Annotated in this window: 11 protein-coding genes; 3 read left to right on the top strand and 8 right to left on the bottom strand. The window is 65.5% G+C overall.

Annotation, left to right across the window (positions count from 1 at the left end; genetic code table 11):
• The first annotated feature begins 211 nt into the window (after positions 1-211).
• Entirely contained in the window at positions 212-949 is a 738-nt protein-coding gene (locus AC25M7_RS00270; protein WP_028688316.1) for a substrate-binding periplasmic protein, read from the top strand.
• 11 nt (positions 950-960) lie between these two features.
• On the opposite strand, the gene yccS is transcribed toward AC25M7_RS00270, so the two are convergent.
• From yccS to AC25M7_RS00235, 7 genes are all read right to left on the bottom strand, one after another.
• Positions 961-3,144 carry a YccS family putative transporter gene (gene yccS / locus AC25M7_RS00265; RefSeq protein WP_062360196.1) on the bottom strand — a complete coding sequence of 728 codons (2,184 nt, stop codon included), beginning with the start codon at positions 3,142-3,144 and terminating at the stop codon, positions 961-963.
• Positions 3,145-3,270: 126 nt separating this feature from the next.
• A complete protein-coding gene (locus AC25M7_RS00260; RefSeq protein WP_062360194.1) occupies positions 3,271-4,452 on the bottom strand; it encodes a BaiN/RdsA family NAD(P)/FAD-dependent oxidoreductase in 1,182 nt (393 codons plus the stop codon).
• A 49-nt stretch (positions 4,453-4,501) separates the two neighbouring features.
• Entirely contained in the window at positions 4,502-5,839 is a 1,338-nt protein-coding gene (gene dbpA, locus AC25M7_RS00255) for an ATP-dependent RNA helicase DbpA (RefSeq protein WP_241776330.1), read from the bottom strand.
• 111 nt (positions 5,840-5,950) lie between these two features.
• The gene (mdtD, locus tag AC25M7_RS00250) at positions 5,951-7,378 is read right to left on the bottom strand and encodes a multidrug transporter subunit MdtD (protein ID WP_028688312.1); all 1,428 of its coding nucleotides are present in this window, start codon (positions 7,376-7,378) and stop codon (positions 5,951-5,953) included.
• Positions 7,379-7,502: 124 nt separating this feature from the next.
• Positions 7,503-8,834 carry a TldD/PmbA family protein gene (locus tag AC25M7_RS00245; RefSeq protein ID WP_062360192.1) on the bottom strand — a complete coding sequence of 444 codons (1,332 nt, stop codon included), beginning with the start codon at positions 8,832-8,834 and terminating at the stop codon, positions 7,503-7,505.
• Positions 8,834-10,276 carry a TldD/PmbA family protein gene (locus AC25M7_RS00240; protein ID WP_236179794.1) on the bottom strand — a complete coding sequence of 481 codons (1,443 nt, stop codon included), beginning with the start codon at positions 10,274-10,276 and terminating at the stop codon, positions 8,834-8,836. The genes AC25M7_RS00245 and AC25M7_RS00240 overlap by 1 nt, the downstream gene beginning before the upstream one ends.
• A 173-nt stretch (positions 10,277-10,449) precedes the next feature.
• Positions 10,450-12,246: an acyl-CoA dehydrogenase gene (locus AC25M7_RS00235; RefSeq protein ID WP_486970609.1), complete on the bottom strand. Its 1,797-nt coding sequence runs from the start codon at positions 12,244-12,246 to the stop codon at positions 10,450-10,452.
• Between the two features lie 276 nt (positions 12,247-12,522).
• On the opposite strand from AC25M7_RS00235, the gene AC25M7_RS00230 reads away from it, so the two are divergent.
• Together AC25M7_RS00230 and AC25M7_RS00225 are read left to right on the top strand one after the other, a co-directional pair.
• The gene (locus AC25M7_RS00230; RefSeq protein ID WP_028688309.1) at positions 12,523-12,855 is read left to right on the top strand and encodes a type II toxin-antitoxin system RelE/ParE family toxin; all 333 of its coding nucleotides are present in this window, start codon (positions 12,523-12,525) and stop codon (positions 12,853-12,855) included.
• Positions 12,856-12,904: 49 nt separating this feature from the next.
• A complete protein-coding gene (locus tag AC25M7_RS00225) occupies positions 12,905-13,189 on the top strand; it encodes a helix-turn-helix domain-containing protein (protein ID WP_028688308.1) in 285 nt (94 codons plus the stop codon).
• Positions 13,190-13,325: 136 nt separating this feature from the next.
• Here the strand turns inward: AC25M7_RS00225 and putA are convergent, their stop codons facing one another.
• The gene (gene putA / locus AC25M7_RS00220; protein WP_236179792.1) at positions 13,326-17,276 is read right to left on the bottom strand and encodes a trifunctional transcriptional regulator/proline dehydrogenase/L-glutamate gamma-semialdehyde dehydrogenase; all 3,951 of its coding nucleotides are present in this window, start codon (positions 17,274-17,276) and stop codon (positions 13,326-13,328) included.
• Between the last annotated feature and the right edge of the window lie 24 nt (positions 17,277-17,300).

Raw genomic sequence — 17,300 nt, 5'->3', positions numbered from 1 at the left:
GGATGGGTACTCCTTCGGTTGACCGTCGATCATCGCAAATCCTGCTGGGTTCGACGAGATCGAATGACGGTACCTGGCACTCGGCCAAAATAGAGGCTAAATGACACTATCGCCCGCTGTCGCCAGGATGCGGCTTGTGTAATCTGGACCTCTGTTGCTAGTAGAGACCGCCGTCACCAGCGTGAGCCCCCAACTGCGAAAGGAATTGAGCATGCGGCCACTGCTTTGCGTTCTTGGTTTACTCGGGCTGTTGTGCGCGGGGCCTGCCCTGGCCCAAGGCAAGCTGCGGCTGGTGGCCGACAGCTGGCCGCCGTTTACCGACACCAGCATGCCCGGTGGCGGCCTGGCCACCAGCATCGTCACCACGGCGCTGACCCGCGCCGGCTACGCCATCGAGTTCGAGGAGGTGCCTTGGGCCAGGGCGCTGATGGGCGTGGGCGAGGGGCGCTACGATGTGCTGATCAACGCTTGGTATAACGACGAGCGAACCCTGATCGGCCAGTTCTCGGGCGCCTACCTGGTCAACCGCATCCGCCTGCTCAAGCGTGAGGGCGAAGCGTTCTCCTATGCACGCCAGTCTGACCTTTATCCCTACACCATCGCCGTGGTGCGCGATTACGCCTACTCCCCAGAATTCGACAGCGACGAGCGCCTGAACAAGGTGCCGGTGCGCAGCTTCTCGTCCGCGGTGCGCATGCTGGCGGCCGGCCGGGTCAACCTGGCAGTGGAGGACGAGTACGTCGCGCGTTACAACCTGCAGCGCGAGCCGCAGCCGGTGCGGGAGGGGGTGGCGTTCGTCGACCCGCCGCTGAGCGAGAACAGTCTGCACATCCTGGTCAGCCTCAAGCACCCGGAGCATCAGAAGATTGTCGCCCGCTTCGAGAAGGCGATCGCCACGATGAAGGCCGACGGCAGCTACGACCGGCTGCTGCGCCAGCATGGGTTCTGATCGCGGGGCGATCAGGCGGGTTCGCCTTCCTTGATCAAATGCCCTGCGAGTGTCCGTAACGGTCCCAGTTGTCGGCAGATCAGCGCCAGTTGCGTCTGTACCAGCCGCTGATGCTCGTCCAGCTCCTCCGGCATCTGCTCCAGCGCGTTGGCCAGGGCTTCCTCGGCGTCGCTGTGGATTGCCACCGGCAACCGCGCCGCCAAGCCATTGGCGATTTCGTCGAGGCTGCTGGCCAGGCTCCGCCCGGCGCCATCGATCAACTGCTCGTGGACCTCGGCCGGCAGCACCGTGTCGCGGTGCGCGCCCAGCCCCGAGAGGTAGCTGAGCAAGGTGTGTGACAGCACCAGGAAGCGGAAGCCGACATCGGCTTCCTTACGGAAGTGCCCCGGCTCCATCAGCATGTTGGCCAAGGTGGTGGACAATGCCGCGTCGGCGTTGTGCGCGTTGCGCCGGGCCAGGCGGTAGGCCAGGTCGTCGCGCTTGCCATGGGCATACTGCTGCATGATCTGGCGCAGGTATTCGCTGGCGCAGGCCAGGGTGTTGGCCAGCACCTTGTTCAGCCGCCGGCCCTGCCAGTCAGGCAGGAACAGGAACACCGCGAGAATGGCGATCAGGCTGCCCACCAGGGTATCGAACAGGCGCGGCAGGAACAGGCCGTAGCCATCGCCGATCTGGTTGAAGCAGAACAGCACCATCAGGGTGATCGCCGCCGTGGCCAGGGTGTAGCGGGTGGTGCGGTTGACGAAGAAAACCACCCCGGCGACCACCGCGAACAGCGACTGGATGATCGGGTTGGGGAACAGGTCGAACAGCGCCCAGCCCACGGTCAGGCCGATGGCGGTGCCGAAGATCCGCTGCACCAGCTTGCGCCGGGTCGCGCCATAGTTGGGCTGGCAGACGAACAGGGTGGTGAGGATGATCCAGTAACCCTGGGTCGGGTGGATCAGGTGCACCATGCCATAGCCCACCGACAGCGCCAGCGACAGGCGCAGGGCGTGGCGGAACAGCAGCGAGGTCGGCGTCAGCTGGGTGCGCAAGCGTTTCCACACATCCTTGAGGTTGCGGGGCGAGCGGTCGAGCAGGCTGCTGTCGCTGGCGTCGGCCAGGCTGTCCGGGTTGCTCGCGGCGCTGAGCAGCCGATCCAGGGTGGCCAGGTTGGCGGCCAGTGCCCGCAGCGAGCGCAGCAGGCCGCGCCAGGCCGGGTTGCTCTGGATGCGCAGGTGCTCCAGCGAAGCATTGAGGTCTTCCAGGGCCTCGGGGTAGCCACTGGCGAGCACGAAGGGCTGGCGCAGGCGAATCGAGCGGGCCAGCTCCTGGCAGGATGAGCCCTGTTTGCGCAGCAGGCGTTGGCAGCGGAACATCACATCGCTGTGGAAGAAGGCGTCCGTCAACGCGTTGTAGGGGTAGTGCGAGGCACTGACCCGCTCATGGATGTCCTGGGCCAGGAAGTACAGCTTGAGGTAGCGGCTGACCTTGGAGTTCGGCTGGCTGTTGCCGACCCGGTGCAGGATGATTTCCTTGGCCGCGTTGAGCGCCGCCACAACCTTGCCATTCTGCTTGGCCAGCTCCAGGCGCGTGGCCTCGACGTCGAGTGTGCGCACCGGCTCGAACAGGCTGGCCTTGAGCTTGAGGTAGGTGCCCAGCTCGAAGAACAGCTTGGCCAGGCTCTGCTGCACCGGCTGGTTGGAGAACAGCGCCTGCCACAGCACCGACAGCAGGCCATACCAGGCCGCGCCCGCGACCAGCAGCAACGGCTCGTGCCAAAAGTCGCTGACTTCGCCGCCGCGCTGGTCGACGCCGATCATGGTGTAGACCGAAAGGATCAGCGTGGCCGAGGCGATCGCCCCGTAGCGTTCGCCCAAGGCCCCGAGCATGGTCAGGGAAAACGCCGCCAGGGCCAGGGCGACGGCGAAGATCCAGGGGTAGGGGAACAGCAGCTCGACCGACAGCGCGGCGATGGCGAAACAGCCCAGGGTCACCAGCAGGGCGCTGAGCCGGCCCTGCCAGCCATCGTCGGTTTCGGCCAGGGCGCTGGCGATGATGCCGAGGAACAGCGGGATGAGCAGGCTCATCTCGTTCTGGTACCAGCACCAGGCCATGCTACCGGTGAGGGCGATGGTCACGCGGATGGCGTAGCTGAACTTGTCTTGGCCCCACAGGCGACGCAATGAATGGCGGAACGAGCTCGATGACATGATGGCCCTGGGCTGAGATCGGTTGAGTAGCGTCGAGGCTGTCTTGGGGCCGCGCAGCAGCTCCCAAAAATGGCGCTCCAGCACAGACCAGCAAGAAGCGTTCCGTGCTGCTGAATGGATTCTACTCTACACGAACTGCGCCGCCGCGTTGGCCGAAGCCCAGGCCCACTGGAAGTTGAAACCACCCAGGTGCCCGCTCACGTCCAGCACCTCGCCGATGAAGTACAGCCCAGGGCTCTTCAGCGATTCCATGGTCTTGGACGACACCTCGCGGGTATCGACTCCGCCCAAGGTCACCTCGGCGGTGCGATAGCCCTCGGTGCCGGCCGGGATCACTTGCCAGGCCGACAGTTTCTCGGCGATTTGGGTCAATTCTGCCGGCGTGTACTGTTTCAAGGGTTTCGAAACGAACCACTGCTCGGCCAGCAGGTTGGCCAGCTTGCGGGTGAACACCTCGCCCAGCACTGTCTTCAGCTCGCTGTTGGAGCGCTCGACTTGCTGGCCCTGCAGCCACTCCAACGCGTCGCGATCAGGCAGCAGGTTGATCTGCACCGTGTCGCCGGCTTCCCAGAACGACGAGATCTGCAGGATCGCCGGGCCGCTCAGGCCGCGGTGGGTGAACAACAGATTCTCGCGGAAGCTCATGCCATTGCAGCTGGCGACACAGTCCAGCGAGGTGCCCGACAACTCGGTGCACAGTGCCTTGAGCTGGGGCTCGGTGATGGTGAACGGCACCAGGCCGGCGCGGGTCGGCAACAATTCATGGCCGAACTGGCGGGCGACCTGGTAGCCAAAGCCGGTAGCGCCCAAGGTCGGGATCGACAGGCCGCCGGTGGCGATCACCAGCGACTGGCAGGCGAACGGACCGGCGCTGGTCTGCAGGGTGTAGCCGCCTTCGGTCTTGTCGATGCGCTCGATGCTGGTGTTCATGCGCAGTTCGGCGCCGGACTCGTCACACTCGGCCAGGAGCATGTCGAGGATGTCGCTGGACTTGTTGTCGCAGAACAGCTGGCCGAGCTTCTTCTCGTGGTACGCCACGCCGTGCTTGCACACCAGCTCGATGAAGTCCCACTGGGTGTAGCGGGCCAGCGCCGACTTGCAGAAGTGCGGGTTGTGCGAGAGGAAGTTGGCGGGCTCGGTGTACATGTTGGTGAAGTTGCAACGCCCGCCACCGGACATGAGGATCTTCTTGCCCGGCTTGTTGGCGTGGTCGAGCAGCAGCACCCGGCGCCCGCGGCGGGCGCTGAGCTGGGCGCACATCAGGCCGGCGGCGCCGGCGCCCAGGATGATCACGTCGGTGGAGTGCACGAAATTACCTCTTCAAGAACTGGGCCCGCAAAGCGGCCCCAAAAAGTCTTCAGACGATACGGACTTTCAGGGCGCGACCCTTGATCTTGCCGCTGTTCAGCCGCTGCATGGCCTGCTTGGCCACCGCCCGCTCCACCGCCACGAACGCCACGAAGTCGAAGATGGCGATCTTGCCCACCTGCTTGCCCGGCAACCCGGCATCGCCGGTCAGCGCGCCGAGGATGTCGCCCGGGCGCAGCTTGTCCTTGCGTCCGGCACCAATGCACAGGGTGGTCATCGCCGGCAGCAGCGGCTCGCCGCCCTTGCTCTTGAGGTTGTCCAGCTGTTCCCAGCGCAGCGGCTTGTTCTGCAGGTCCTCGATGGCCTGGGCGCGGTGGCCTTCGGCCGGGGCCACCAGGCTGATCGCCACGCCTTTCTCACCGGCGCGGCCGGTACGGCCGACGCGGTGCACGTGGATCTCGGCGTCACGGGCCAGCTCGACGTTGATCACCAGGTCCAGGCCGTCGATGTCCAGGCCGCGAGCGGCCACGTCGGTGGCCACCAGCACCGAGCTGCTGCGGTTGGCGAACATCGTCAGCACCTGGTCGCGGTCGCGCTGCTCCAGGTCGCCGTGCAGTGCTTGGGCGACGATACCCTTGGCGGTCAGGTGGGTGACCAGGTCCTCGCACTGCTGCTTGGTGAAGCAGAACGCCACGCAGGACTGCGGGCGGTAGTGGCCGAGCACGCGGGTGACCGCTTCCAGGCGCTGCTGTGGGTCGATCTCGATGAAGCGCTGTTCGATCTGGCTGTCGCTGTGCAGGGCCTCGACCTTGACCTGTTGCGGCTGGCGCATGAAGTCCTTGGCCAACTGCTCGATACCGGTCGGGTAGGTGGCGGAGAACAGCAGGGTCTGGCGGCGCGACGGGGTTTTGCGGATGATACTGGCGATGGCGTCGAAGAAGCCCATGTCGAGCATGCGGTCGGCTTCGTCCAGGACCAGGGTGTTGAGGCCGTCGAGCACCAGGGTGCCTTTGTCCAGGTGCTGCTGGATGCGCCCCGGGGTGCCGACGATGATGTGCGCGCCGTGTTCCAGCGAGGCGATCTGCGGGCCGAGCGAGACGCCGCCGCACAGGGTGAGGATCTTGATGTTGTCCTCGGCGCGGGCCAGGCGGCGCAGTTCCTTGGCCACCTGGTCGGCCAGCTCCCGGGTCGGGCACAGCACCAGAGCCTGGCAGCCGAAGTAGCGCGGGTTGATCGGGTTGAGCAGGCCGATGCCGAAGGCGGCGGTCTTGCCGCTACCGGTCTTGGCCTGGGCGATCAGGTCCTGGCCCTTGAGGATGACCGGCAGGCTATGGGCCTGGATTGGTGTCATCGAGGCGTAGCCCAGGGCGTCCAGGTTGGCCAGCATGGCGGCGGACAGCGGTAGGGTGGCAAAAGCGGTGGTTTCAACGGTCACGAGGCGGGCCTGCGGCTGGAGCGAAAAATGTCGCACAGTCTACCAGCCTCATGGCCATTCGCCCTACGACTCGACGTGCTCTTCCGGACGACGAGCGCGCCTTCCGTCTGTCGGTGCCAGTTGCAGGAAGATCGCCGCCGCCAGCATGGCCATCACGCCGATGGTGACGAAGGTCAGCTGGAAGGCGCCCAAGGTGCTCTGCACGCCATCGCCGCTGCCGGCTGCGGTGAAGCCGCCGAGCAAGGCACCGGCGCAGGCCACGCCCAGGCTCAGCGACAGTTGCGCGACCACTGACAGCAGGCTGTTGCCGCTGCTGGCGCTGGCATCGTCGAGGTCGATCAGGGTCACCGTGTTCATCGCTGTGAACTGCATCGAGTTGACCGCCCCCAGCAGCGCCAGTTGCACCAGTAGCACGGCATAGGGTGTCTGCTCGTCGACCAGCCCCAGGCTGGCCAGGAGCAGGCCCAGCAGCAGGGTGTTGCCGGTCAGCACGATGCGGTAGCCCAGGCGCTCGATCAGCGGCCGGGCGATGGACTTGGCGAGCATCGCCGCCGCCGCCAGCGGGATCATGCTCATGCCGGCCTGGGCCGGCGAATAGCCCAGCGCCACTTGCAACAGCAAGGGCACGAGGAAGGGCAAGGCGCCGCTGCCCAGGCGGGCGAACAGGTTGCCGAGGATACCGATGGCGAAGGTCCGTACGCGGAACAGCGAGGGCGAGAACAGAGGTTCCGGGTCACGCCCGGCGCGCAACCAGTAGGCGGCCAGGCATGCCATGCCGGCGAACAACAACAGCATTACTCGCAGGTGCGGCAGGTGCAGTTCGCCCAGGCCTTCCATGGCAATGGTGATCAGCACCATTGCCGCGCCGAACAGCAAAAAACCTGGGGTATCGAAACGGGTGCGTTCAGCCCCGCGCAGGTCGGGGATGAACTTCCACACCGCATAGCAGCCCAGTGCGCCCACCGGCAGGTTGAGCAGGAAGATCCAGTGCCAGGTCAGGATCTCCACCAGCCAGCCACCCAGGGTCGGACCCAGCAGCGGGCCGAGCAGGCCGGGGATGGTAATGAAGCTCATGATCCGCACCAGCTCCGAGCGTGGGTAGGCACGCAGCACCACCAGGCGCCCGACCGGCAGCATCAACGCGCCGCCCAGGCCTTGGATGACCCGGGCCAGGGTCAGGAACGCCAGGCTGTTGGCCATGGCGCACAAGAGCGAACCGAAGCTGAACAGCAGGATGGCGCTGAAGAAGATGCGCTTGGTGCCGAAACGGTCGGCGATCCAGCCCGAGGCCGGGATCAGCAGAGCCACGGTGAGCATGTAGGCAATGATCACCCCCTGCATGCGCAGCGGGTCCTCGGCCAGCGAGCGGGCCATGGCCGGCAGCGCGGTGTTGAGAATGGTGCCGTCGAGCGACTGCATGAAGAAGGCGATGGCCACCACCCAGGGGATCCAGCGGGCGGTGACAGGGTCCAGTGGTGCGCGTTCGGGCATGGGTTACCTCAATGTCCTGTGTTGCCTGGGCCGACCTCGTCGCCGGCAAGTCGCCTTCCACAGGGGCAGCGCATGCCGGTCATGGTGGAAGCTGGCTTGCCAGCGATGAGGCCGATCCTGCCGATCACAATGTCAGGGTCAGCCCTTTGACCAACGCCCCCGGCAGATGACTCGATCCGGTGCTGCGTTGCCCATAGGTGCTGGTCGAGAGGATCATCTCGCGCTCCTGGGTCAGGTCTTCGAGCTGGCTACCCAGCAGGTTGTACAGGCTGTCGTCGAAGCGCATGGTGCTCACTGGCCCCTGGATCTGCCCGTTCTCCACCCAGAAAGTGGCGAAGCGGGTCAGCCCGGTCATGCGTGCCGCAGGCAGGTCCGAATAGTTCAGGTACCACAGGTTACTGATGTACAGCCCGGTGCCCAGACGCGCCAGAATCTTTTCGCCAGGCAGGTTGCCCGGCGCCAGGCTCAGCGCGCACGGCGACTCGTGGCTGTCTGCGCCATTGGCCTGCTGGGCGAACTCGGCGGCGCTTCGGGCGCTTACCAGCCGCTCCAGCGCACGGCCTTCGCCGATCAGCAGCAGGTCGCGACGGGGCGAGCCCTCGTCGGAGAACGCTGGGCTCAGCGAGCCGCTGACCTGCTCGCTGAAGCTCACTCGTGGGCTCAGTTGCGCGTCGCCGTTGTACAGGCGCTGCAGTGGGCTGTTGCCCGTGGCCAGGGCCTGGGCGGAGAAACCGCCCCAGCACAGCATCCCGGCGATCTCGTCCATTGCCGCCGGCGCCAGGTAGGCTCGGTAGCTGCCGGGCTTGAGGGTGATGGCCGGGCGTCCCAGGTACGCCAGCTGTTCGCGGGCCTGACGCAGGCGCGCGGCGAAGGCCTCGCCGCTCCAGGTCTGCCCGGCATAGTTGGCCTTGACTGCCTGGCCGTTGGCGTGGAACAGGCTCCAGTCGACGTTGAAACTATTGGCCTGGTGCCAGCCGAAGGCCCCGAAGGAACTGGCGAAACCCCGGCAGATGGGGCCGGCGGCATAGATGCCGACCAGGTCCAGATCACCGGCTTCGCGCTCGATGAGGGCCAGCACTGCGTCCAGCTCGGGCAATGGCTGTTCCAGCAGGCTATGGCTGTGCCAGGCGCTGTCGTCGAGGTTCAGGTAGGGATCCACCGCCAGCAATGGCAAGGTCTGGCGCAACTGCGCCAGGGCGTCGTGCAGACGCCGTTGGTCGAGGTCGGGATCGTCGCCCAGGGTGATCTGCTGTTCGGCCTGGCGCCCTTCGCGCACCAACCGCAGGTGCACGCTGGCCTGGCTGACCAGCCCGGCCTGGCGCACCTTGGCATGGTTGAAGCGCACGAACTGCGAATGCTCGGCGCTGTAGCCAAGGGTGAACTGCTCGCCCGGTTGCACGGCGGCGTTCAGGCTGTCGAGCAGGTTTTCGAAACGTTGCTGGTACAGGGTGCTCATCAGGCGTCTCCCCCGAATACGTCGATCTGGCGGAACACGCAGGCGGGCGATGCGTGACCGACCCGCACCACCTGGTTAGGCTCGCCCTTGCCGCAGTTGGGCGTGCCGAGCACCTGGTAGGTGCTGCTGTCGCCCACGGCCGAGAGGTTGCGCCAGAAGTCGGCGGAGATGCCCCGGTAGTTCGGGTTCTTCACCACGCCCTTGAGCTTGCCGTTTTCGATCAACTGCCCCCACTCGCAGCCGAACTGGAATTTATTGCGCGCATCGTCGATGGACCAGGAGCGGTTGGTACGCATCAGGATGCCGTGCTCGATGCCGCTGACCAGTTGCTCAAGCGACTGGTCGCCCGGCTCGATGTTGAGGTTGGCCATGCGGTCGATCGGCGCGCGGTTCCAGCCGCAGGCTCGGCTGTTGGCCACGCCATCCAGGCCCGAGCGCAGTTGCGAAAGAGCGCCGCCCAGGGGGCGAACCAGCAGGCCATCGCGGATCAGGAACTGCTTGCTGGCCGGGGTGCCGTCGTCATCGAAGCTGTAGCTGGCCAGCTCCTCGCGAAGGGTTGGGTCAAAGGTTACGTTGAGCAGCTCCGAGCCGTATTGCAGATGGCCGAAGTCTTCGGCTTTGACGAAGCTGGTGCCAGCGTAGTTGCGCTCATCGCCGAGGATCCGGTCCAGCTCCAGCGGGTGGCCGATGGATTCGTGGATCTGCAGCATCATCTGGTCGGGCATCAGCAGCAGGTCGCGCCGGCCGCTTGGGGTATTCGGTGCCAGCAGCAGTTGCAGCGCCTCGTCGGCCACCCGGCGGGCAGCGCCGACCAGGCCGCAGCGCTCGATCACCTCGAAGCCGCCCTGCTGGCCGAAGTTCTCCCGGCCCAGGCTGCGGCTCTGGCTGTCCTGGCCGTCGCTGGCGGTGACACCCAGGCCCGGGTAGACGAAGCGCTGGGCATGGCGCAGCTCGGCGCCGGCGGAGTTCAGGTAGGTCTGCTCGACCACGCTGATGCCCAGGCTGGCCTGCCAGTCCACCAGGCGTTCGTCCATGGGCACGCTGGCCGATTCGGCGGCCAGCAGGTCCAGGCATTCGGCGAGGTTGGGCAGGGGCTGTTCGAAATTGGGCGAGACATGGTCGTGGCGTCCGTCCGGGGCTGGCTGGCCGCTCAGGTCGAGCAGGCTGCTGGCCTTGATCCGTCGGGCCAGCGCCTCGGCGTGCTCCAGGGCACGTTGCAGCCCAGCCTGGGACAGGTCGGCGGTGGCCGCGTAGGCCTCGACGCCCTCCACCCGCACGGTGAGCATGGCGCCTTCATCCTGGCTGAAGAAGGGAGGCTCGGCGACGTTGCGCCGAACCGACAGTGACTGGTGCGATTGCTTCACATGGCGAAGCGAGAACAGTTCGGCCGTGCTGCGCAGCGCGGCAAAACGCTGGCGCAGCAGGGTGCTGGAGTCGAACATGGAAATCTCCGTGTGTGCGGTGGCTCCCCCTAGGCTTTATACGAAAAGTGCCTGCGCGTCGATCATGCTGCGTTGAAAACAGGCTCGGAATGCTCATTTGCAACCAGCAAACTCCGCTTCCTCGCCTGTTTTCGCCTTGCCTGATCGCCGCTCGGCGACTTTTCGTACAAAGCCTAGAACCACCCCTCTTGCATGCCCAGGCACGTATCGTCGCGGGCCTCGAGCAAAGCGAGGTCATTATGGCAGCCCGGCACTTCCCAGGTGAGGAAATAACGCGCGGCCTGGAGTTTGCCCAGGTAGAAGTCGCGATCGCTGCCCTTGAGGAGGCCGACCTCGGCATGAATGGCCTGCTCCAGCCAGCGCCAGCCGATCACGCAGTGGCCGAACACCTTGAGGTACAGCGCCGAGTTGGCCAGCGCGCCGGCGACCTTGCCGCTGGCCAGGTCGCCGAGCAGGGTGAGGGTCACGCTCTGCAGGCGGTTGACCAGGTGCTCCAGGGGCTGGCGCAACGGATCTAGGTTCGGGTGATGGCTGGCGCGCTCGCAGGTGCCGGCGATCAGGCGGATCAGCTGCTTGAGCCCCGCGCCGTTGTTCTGCGCCAGCTTGCGCCCGAGCAGGTCGAGGGACTGGATGCCCTCGGTGCCTTCGTGGATCGGGTTGAGGCGATTGTCGCGGTAGTACTGCTCGACTGGGTACTCGCGGGTGTAGCCGTGGCCGCCGAGGATCTGGATCGCCAGCTCGTTGGCTTTCAGGCAGAACGCCGAGGGCCAGGACTTGACGATGGGCGTGAGCAGATCGAGCAGTTCCAGGGCTTGCCGGCGAGCCTCGGCATCCGCGGCGGTGTGGGTGTCATCGAACAGCCGGGCCGCGTACAGGCCCAGGTCGAAAGCACCCTCCACGTAGGCCTTCTGCGCCAGCAACATGCGCTTCACATCGCTGTGCTCGATGATCGATACGGCGGGGCTGTTCGGGTCCTTGTTGTCTGGAAGGCGGCCCTGTGGACGTTGGCGGGCGTAGTCCAGGGAATACAGGTAGCCGGCGTAGCCCAGCATCACCGCGCCCATGCCGACGCCGATGCGCGCCTCGTTCATCATCTGGAACATGCAGGCCAGGCCCTGGTGCGGCTGGCCCACCAGGTAGCCGACGCACTGGCCGTTGTCCCCGAAGTTCAGCGCGGTGGAGGTGGTGCCGCGCCACCCCATCTTGTGGAACAGCCCGGCCAGCAGCACGTCGTTGCGCGGCCCCAGGCTGCCGTCGGCGTTGACCAGGTACTTGGGCACAATGAACAGCGAGATGCCCTTCACCCCGGGCGGTGCGTCCGGCAGCTTGGCCAGGACCATGTGCACGATGTTCTCCGACAGTTCGTGGTCACCGCCGGAGATGAAGATCTTGTTGCCCTTGAGCCGGTAGGTGCCGTCGTCTGCGGGTTCGGCGCGGGTGCGAATATCGGCCAGGGACGAGCCGGCGTGGGGTTCGGTCAGGGCCATGGTGCCGTAGTAACGGCCCTCGATCATCGGTTGCAGGAACAAGCGTCTCTGTTCGTCGCTGCCGAAGCTCTCGATCAGGTTGGCCGCGCCCATGGTCAGGAACGGGTAGGCCGTGGTGCCGGCGTTGGCGGCCTGGAAGTGGGCGAAGCAGGCTTGCGATACCAGGCTGGGCAACTGCATGCCGCCGACTTCGAAGTCGCGGTTGGCGTTGAGGAAGCCCGCTTCGAGGAAGGCGTCGACCGCAGGCTTCACCTCCGGGATCAGCTCGGCACGGCCTTCCACGTAGCGCGGCTCGTGTTCATCGCCCTTGCGGTTGTGCGAGGCGAAGTACTTCTCGGCGATGGTGCGGGCGGTGGTCAGCGCCGCGTCAAAGGTCTCGCGGCTGTGCTCGGCGAAGCGCGGGCGCTGGGTCAGGGCCTCGGCGTCGAGGACTTCGTAGAGCTCGAAGGCGAGGTTGCGGTTGCTGAGGAGTTGCTCGGACATGGCGGCATTCCTGGTTCGGGATGCAGCGAGTCTAGGCAAGGTGATAGGGCAGGGGACAGGTTAATTGGTTTGGGTGATATGGGGGCAGAAGTTGCCATCACCCAGGTCTCCTTGGGTTGCGCCGGGCGCTATGGATATGGGTGTTACCCGTCGCAAAGCCTTGTCACGCAATTGCACTTATATCGATATCGATATAGTTTTATCTTTGCCGCTCATGGAGAGCTTACGCCTCCGGTATGGGCAAGCCAGGCGAGTGCATTGGCGGGAGCGTGCAGGATGCATGACGGGCAAAAGCCAATCGAATGGTTGGGTAGCAGCAAGCAGGACCTGCGGGACTTTCCGGTTGTGGCAAGGCAGCGGGCCGGGTATCAGCTGGAGCTGATCCAGGACGGTGAAGCTCCCTTCGACTGGAAACCAATGGAAAGCGTTGGGCCTGGGACGCGGGAAATCCGCATCAAGTGTCGGGACGGGGCGTTTCGGGTGTTCTATGTCGTGAGTCGACCAGAAGCGGTTTATGTCCTGCACGCGTTTCGCAAGACGACCGAGAAGACGGAAAAGCGCGATATCGATCTGGCGAGAGCGCGATACAAATTGTTGGGCGCCTGCTGAGCTGGAGTCGACAGTGTTTGAACGAGATGGATGCACAGAGGGATTTGCGATGACAAACGAACGCTCCACTTCGGTATGGGATGCGCTGTTCGACTCACCCGCAGAGGCCGAGAACCTGCGGCTTCGGGCGAAGCTGATGCGGGTATTGACCAGGATTGTCCAATCCTGGGATCTGCCGCAGAAAGACGCAGCACGGCGACTGCATCTGACTCAGCCACGTTTGAGTGACTTGCTCAACGGCAAGATAGACAAGTTCTCGCTGGATGCTCTGGTGAATATCCTGGCGAACGCCGATCTGGAAGTCGATTTTACGGTGAAAAAGAAATCTGCGTGATGGTTGCTTCGCTTTAGTTGCGCTGGCTTTTCCTGATTAGGTGAAGGGCTGCCAGGTTGAGAAATCTCGGCAAGACAGTTGCTCCCACAAAAAAGGAGAGCCTGAGCTCTCCTTTTCCGTTCACCGACCGTCAGCGTCAGCCAATGGTCATCAGGCTGGCGTTACCACCCGCCGCCGCAGTGTTCACGCTTACCGCCCGCTCGATCACCAGGCGTTCCAGGGCGATCTGGTGATCGCCACTCGACAGCCCGTGCACGCCGACGATCGCGCCGGCACGCTTGGCCACCTGCTCGCAAACACCGCGCAGCTGGTCGGAGTGACCGTGGTGGATGACCGCGTCGAAGGCCACGTCGTCCTTGCTCCAGTCGGCCACCAGCTTGATCTTCGCCTGCAGCTCCTTCGGCAGACGGCCGCGCACGGTCTTGGCCGGCTCGCCGTCCTGGAACACCGCCGAGCTGCCCACGGCCAGTACCGCCGCCAGCTGGGCCAGCTGGTCGGCCTCGTTGTCGGCCAGGCACAGCACGTGTTCGCGAGGCAGCACAGTGTAGGTGTTGCGCTCGCCGGTCGGGCCTGGCAGCACGCGGGTGATGCCGCTCTGCGACTGCTCGGCGAACTGCTCGCACAGCGCGGCCAGGTCGCTCATCTGGCTGCTGGCCGCCCAGGTCTTGAGGGTGGTCAGCGGTTTGAGCTGCTGGTCGCGCAGGGTGGTGTCGGCCTTGCTGCGCGCATCGTCGGCCTGGAAGTGGCGGGCGATGGCGTCGGCCGGGCGGGTCGACAGCAGGCGGTACAGGTACAGCGGGCCGCCGGCTTTCGGGCCGGTGCCCGACAGGCCTTCACCGCCGAACGGCTGCACGCCGACCACGGCACCGACAATGTTGCGGTTGACGTACATGTTGCCGGCGTTGACGTTGTCCACCACCTTGGCGATGGTCTCGTCGATGCGGGTGTGCACGCCCAGGGTAAGACCGTAGCCGGAAGCGTTGATCTGCTCGATCAGCTGGTCCAGGTCCTTGCGGTTGTAACGCACCACGTGCAGCACTGGGCCGAAGATCTCGCGCTTGAGCTCGTCGAAGCTTTCCAGTTCGATCAGGGTCGGCATCACGAAGGTGCCGCGCTTGATCTCCTCGCCTTCGGCGATGGCCACCTGGTAGACGGTGCGGCCTTTGTCGCGCATGCCCTGGATGTGCTTCTCGATGCCGGCCTTGGCTTCGGCGTCGATCACCGGGCCGATGTCCACGGACAGGCGCTCCGGGTTGCCCAGGCGACTTTCGGCCATGGCGCCCTTGAGCATCTCGATCACGCGGTCGGCGGAGTCTTCCTGCAGACACAGAACGCGCAGGGCCGAGCAACGCTGGCCGGCGCTGTCGAAGGCCGAGGAGACCACATCGATCACCACCTGCTCGGTCAGCGCCGAGGAGTCGACGATCATGGCGTTCTGGCCACCGGTTTCGGCGATCAGCGGGATCGGGCGGCCCTGGTTGTCCAGGCGTCCGGCGATGTTGCGTTGCAGCAGGCGGGCGACTTCGGTGGAGCCGGTGAACATCACGCCCTTGACGCGCTCGTCACCGACCAGGCCGGCACCGACGGTTTCGCCCTGGCCTGGCAGCAGTTGCAGCACGCCTTCGGGGATGCCGGCTTCCAGCAGCAGGCGCACGGCCTGGGCGGCGACCAGCGGGGTCTGTTCGGCCGGCTTGGCCAGTACCGGGTTGCCGGCGGCCAGCGCCGCGGCCACCTGTCCGGAGAAGATCGCCAGCGGGAAGTTCCATGGGCTGATGCACACCACCGGGCCCAGAGGGCGGCAGCTGTCATTGCGCAGGTCGTTGCGTGCCTGCACCGCGTAGTAACGCAGGAAGTCCACGGCCTCGCGCACTTCGGCGATGGCGTTGGCGTAGGTCTTGCCGGCTTCGCGCACCAGCAGGCCCATCAGCGGCTGGATGTCGGCTTCCATCAGGTCGGCGGCGCGTTCGAGGATCGCGGCGCGCTCGGCCGGTGGGGTGGCTTGCCAGATCGGCGCGGCGTTCAGTGCGCACTGGATGGCGTTGTCGACGTCGGCGACGGTGGCTTCCTGCACGTGGCCCACGACATCGCGGTGGTCGGCCGGGTTGAGTACCGGTGTGGCCGGCTGCTCGCTGGCGGCGCAGGCCAGCAGCGGCGTGGCTTTCCAGTCATTGTGGGCGGTGGCCAGCAGGGCGCAGGACAGCGACGCCAGGCGGTGTTCGTTGGCCATGTCGATGCCGGCAGAGTTGGCCCGCTCGCTGCCGTACAGCTCACGCGGCATCGGGATGCGCGGGTGCGGCAAGCCGATGCTGCCTTCCTGGGTGCCCATGCGCTCGATGCTGGCGACCGGGTCGGCGACCAGTTCCTGGATGGAGATCGAGTGGTCGGCGATGCGGTTGACGAACGAGGTGTTGGCGCCGTTTTCCAGCAGGCGACGGACCAGGTAGGCCAGCAGGGTCTCGTGGGTGCCGACCGGTGCGTACACGCGGCATGGACGGTTCAGCTTGCCCTCGGAGATCTTGCCCACGACTTGCTCGTACAGCGGTTCGCCCATGCCGTGCAGGCACTGGAATTCGTACTGGCCCGGGTAGTAGTTCTGCCCGGCGATGGTGTAGATGGCCGACAGGGTGTGGGCGTTGTGGGTGGCGAACTGCGGGTAGATGGCTTCTGGCACGGCCAGCAGCTTGCGGGCGCAGGCAACATAGGAAACGTCGGTGTACACCTTGCGGGTGTAGACCGGATAGCCTTCCAGGCCTTCGACCTGGGCGCGCTTGATCTCGCTGTCCCAGTAGGCGCCTTTCACCAGGCGGATCATCAGGCGGTGACGGCTGCGCTTGGCCAGGTCGATGACGTAGTCGATCACGTACGGGCAGCGCTTCTGGTAGGCCTGGATGACGAAACCGATGCCGTTCCAGCCGGCCAGCGACGGCTCGAAGCACAGGCGCTCGAGCAGGTCCAGCGACAGCTCCAGGCGGTCGGCCTCCTCGGCGTCGATGTTCAGGCCGATGTCGTACTGCTTGGCCAGCAGGGTCAGCGACAGCAGGCGCGGGTACAGCTCGTTCATCACGCGCTCGTACTGGGCACGGCTGTAGCGCGGGTGCAGGGCCGAGAGCTTGATCGAGATGCCCGGGCCTTCATAGATGCCGCGGCCGTGCGAGGCTTTGCCGATCGAGTGGATCGCCTGCTCGTAGGACGCCAGGTATTTCTGCGCGTCGTGCTCGGTCAGCGCGGCTTCGCCAAGCATGTCATAGCTGTAGCGGAAGCCCTTGGCTTCGAACTTGCTGGCATTGGCCAGGGCCTCGGCGATGGTCTCACCGGTGACGAACTGCTCGCCCATCAGGCGCATGGCCATGTCGACGCCCTTGCGGATCATCGGCTCGCCGCTCTTGCCGATGATGCGGGTGAGCGAGGAAGTCAGGCCGGATTCGTTGTGGGTGCTGACCAGCTTGCCGGTCAGCAGCAGGCCCCAGGTGGCGGCGTTGACGAACAGCGACGGGCTGTTGCCCAGGTGCGGCTGCCAGTTGCCGGTGCTGATCTTGTCGCGGATCAGCGCGTCACGGGTGCCTTTGTCGGGGATGCGCAGCAGTGCTTCGGCCAGGCACATCAGCGCCACGCCTTCCTGGGAGGACAGCGAGAACTCCTGCAGCAGGCCCTGGACGATGCCGGCACGGCCGCCGGCGCTCTTCTGGTTGCGCAGCTTGTCGGCCAGGCTCGCGGCCAGCTTGTTGGTGGCTTCGGCCTGGGCGGCTGGCAGGCGGGCCTGCTCCAGCAGCATCGGCACCACTTCCTGCTCGGGGCGGCGGTAGGCGGCGGTGATCGCCGAGCGCAATACCGACTGCGGCAGGATGCTTTCGGCGAATTCCAGGAAGCACTGGTGGGCGTGATCGGCGGCGACTTCGCCGGCGTCGTCGCCAGCGGCGGCATGGCCGTTGAGGTCGTTCAGGGTGGCGCCACCCTCGAGCTTCTCGAGATAGTTGAAGATCGCTTGCTTGATCAACCAGTGCGGCGTGCGGTCGATGGACTGCGCAGCTGCTTTGAGTCGCTCACGGGTCGGGTCGTCGAGTTTGACCCCAAGGGTGGTCGTCGCCATTTCTTATCCTCGTTATTGGTCACG

The sequence above is a fragment of the Pseudomonas sp. P106(2024) genome, assembly GCF_057480815.1.
Note: the sequence above shows the minus strand (reverse complement) of the source record. Positions and strands in the feature narration are given on the sequence as shown.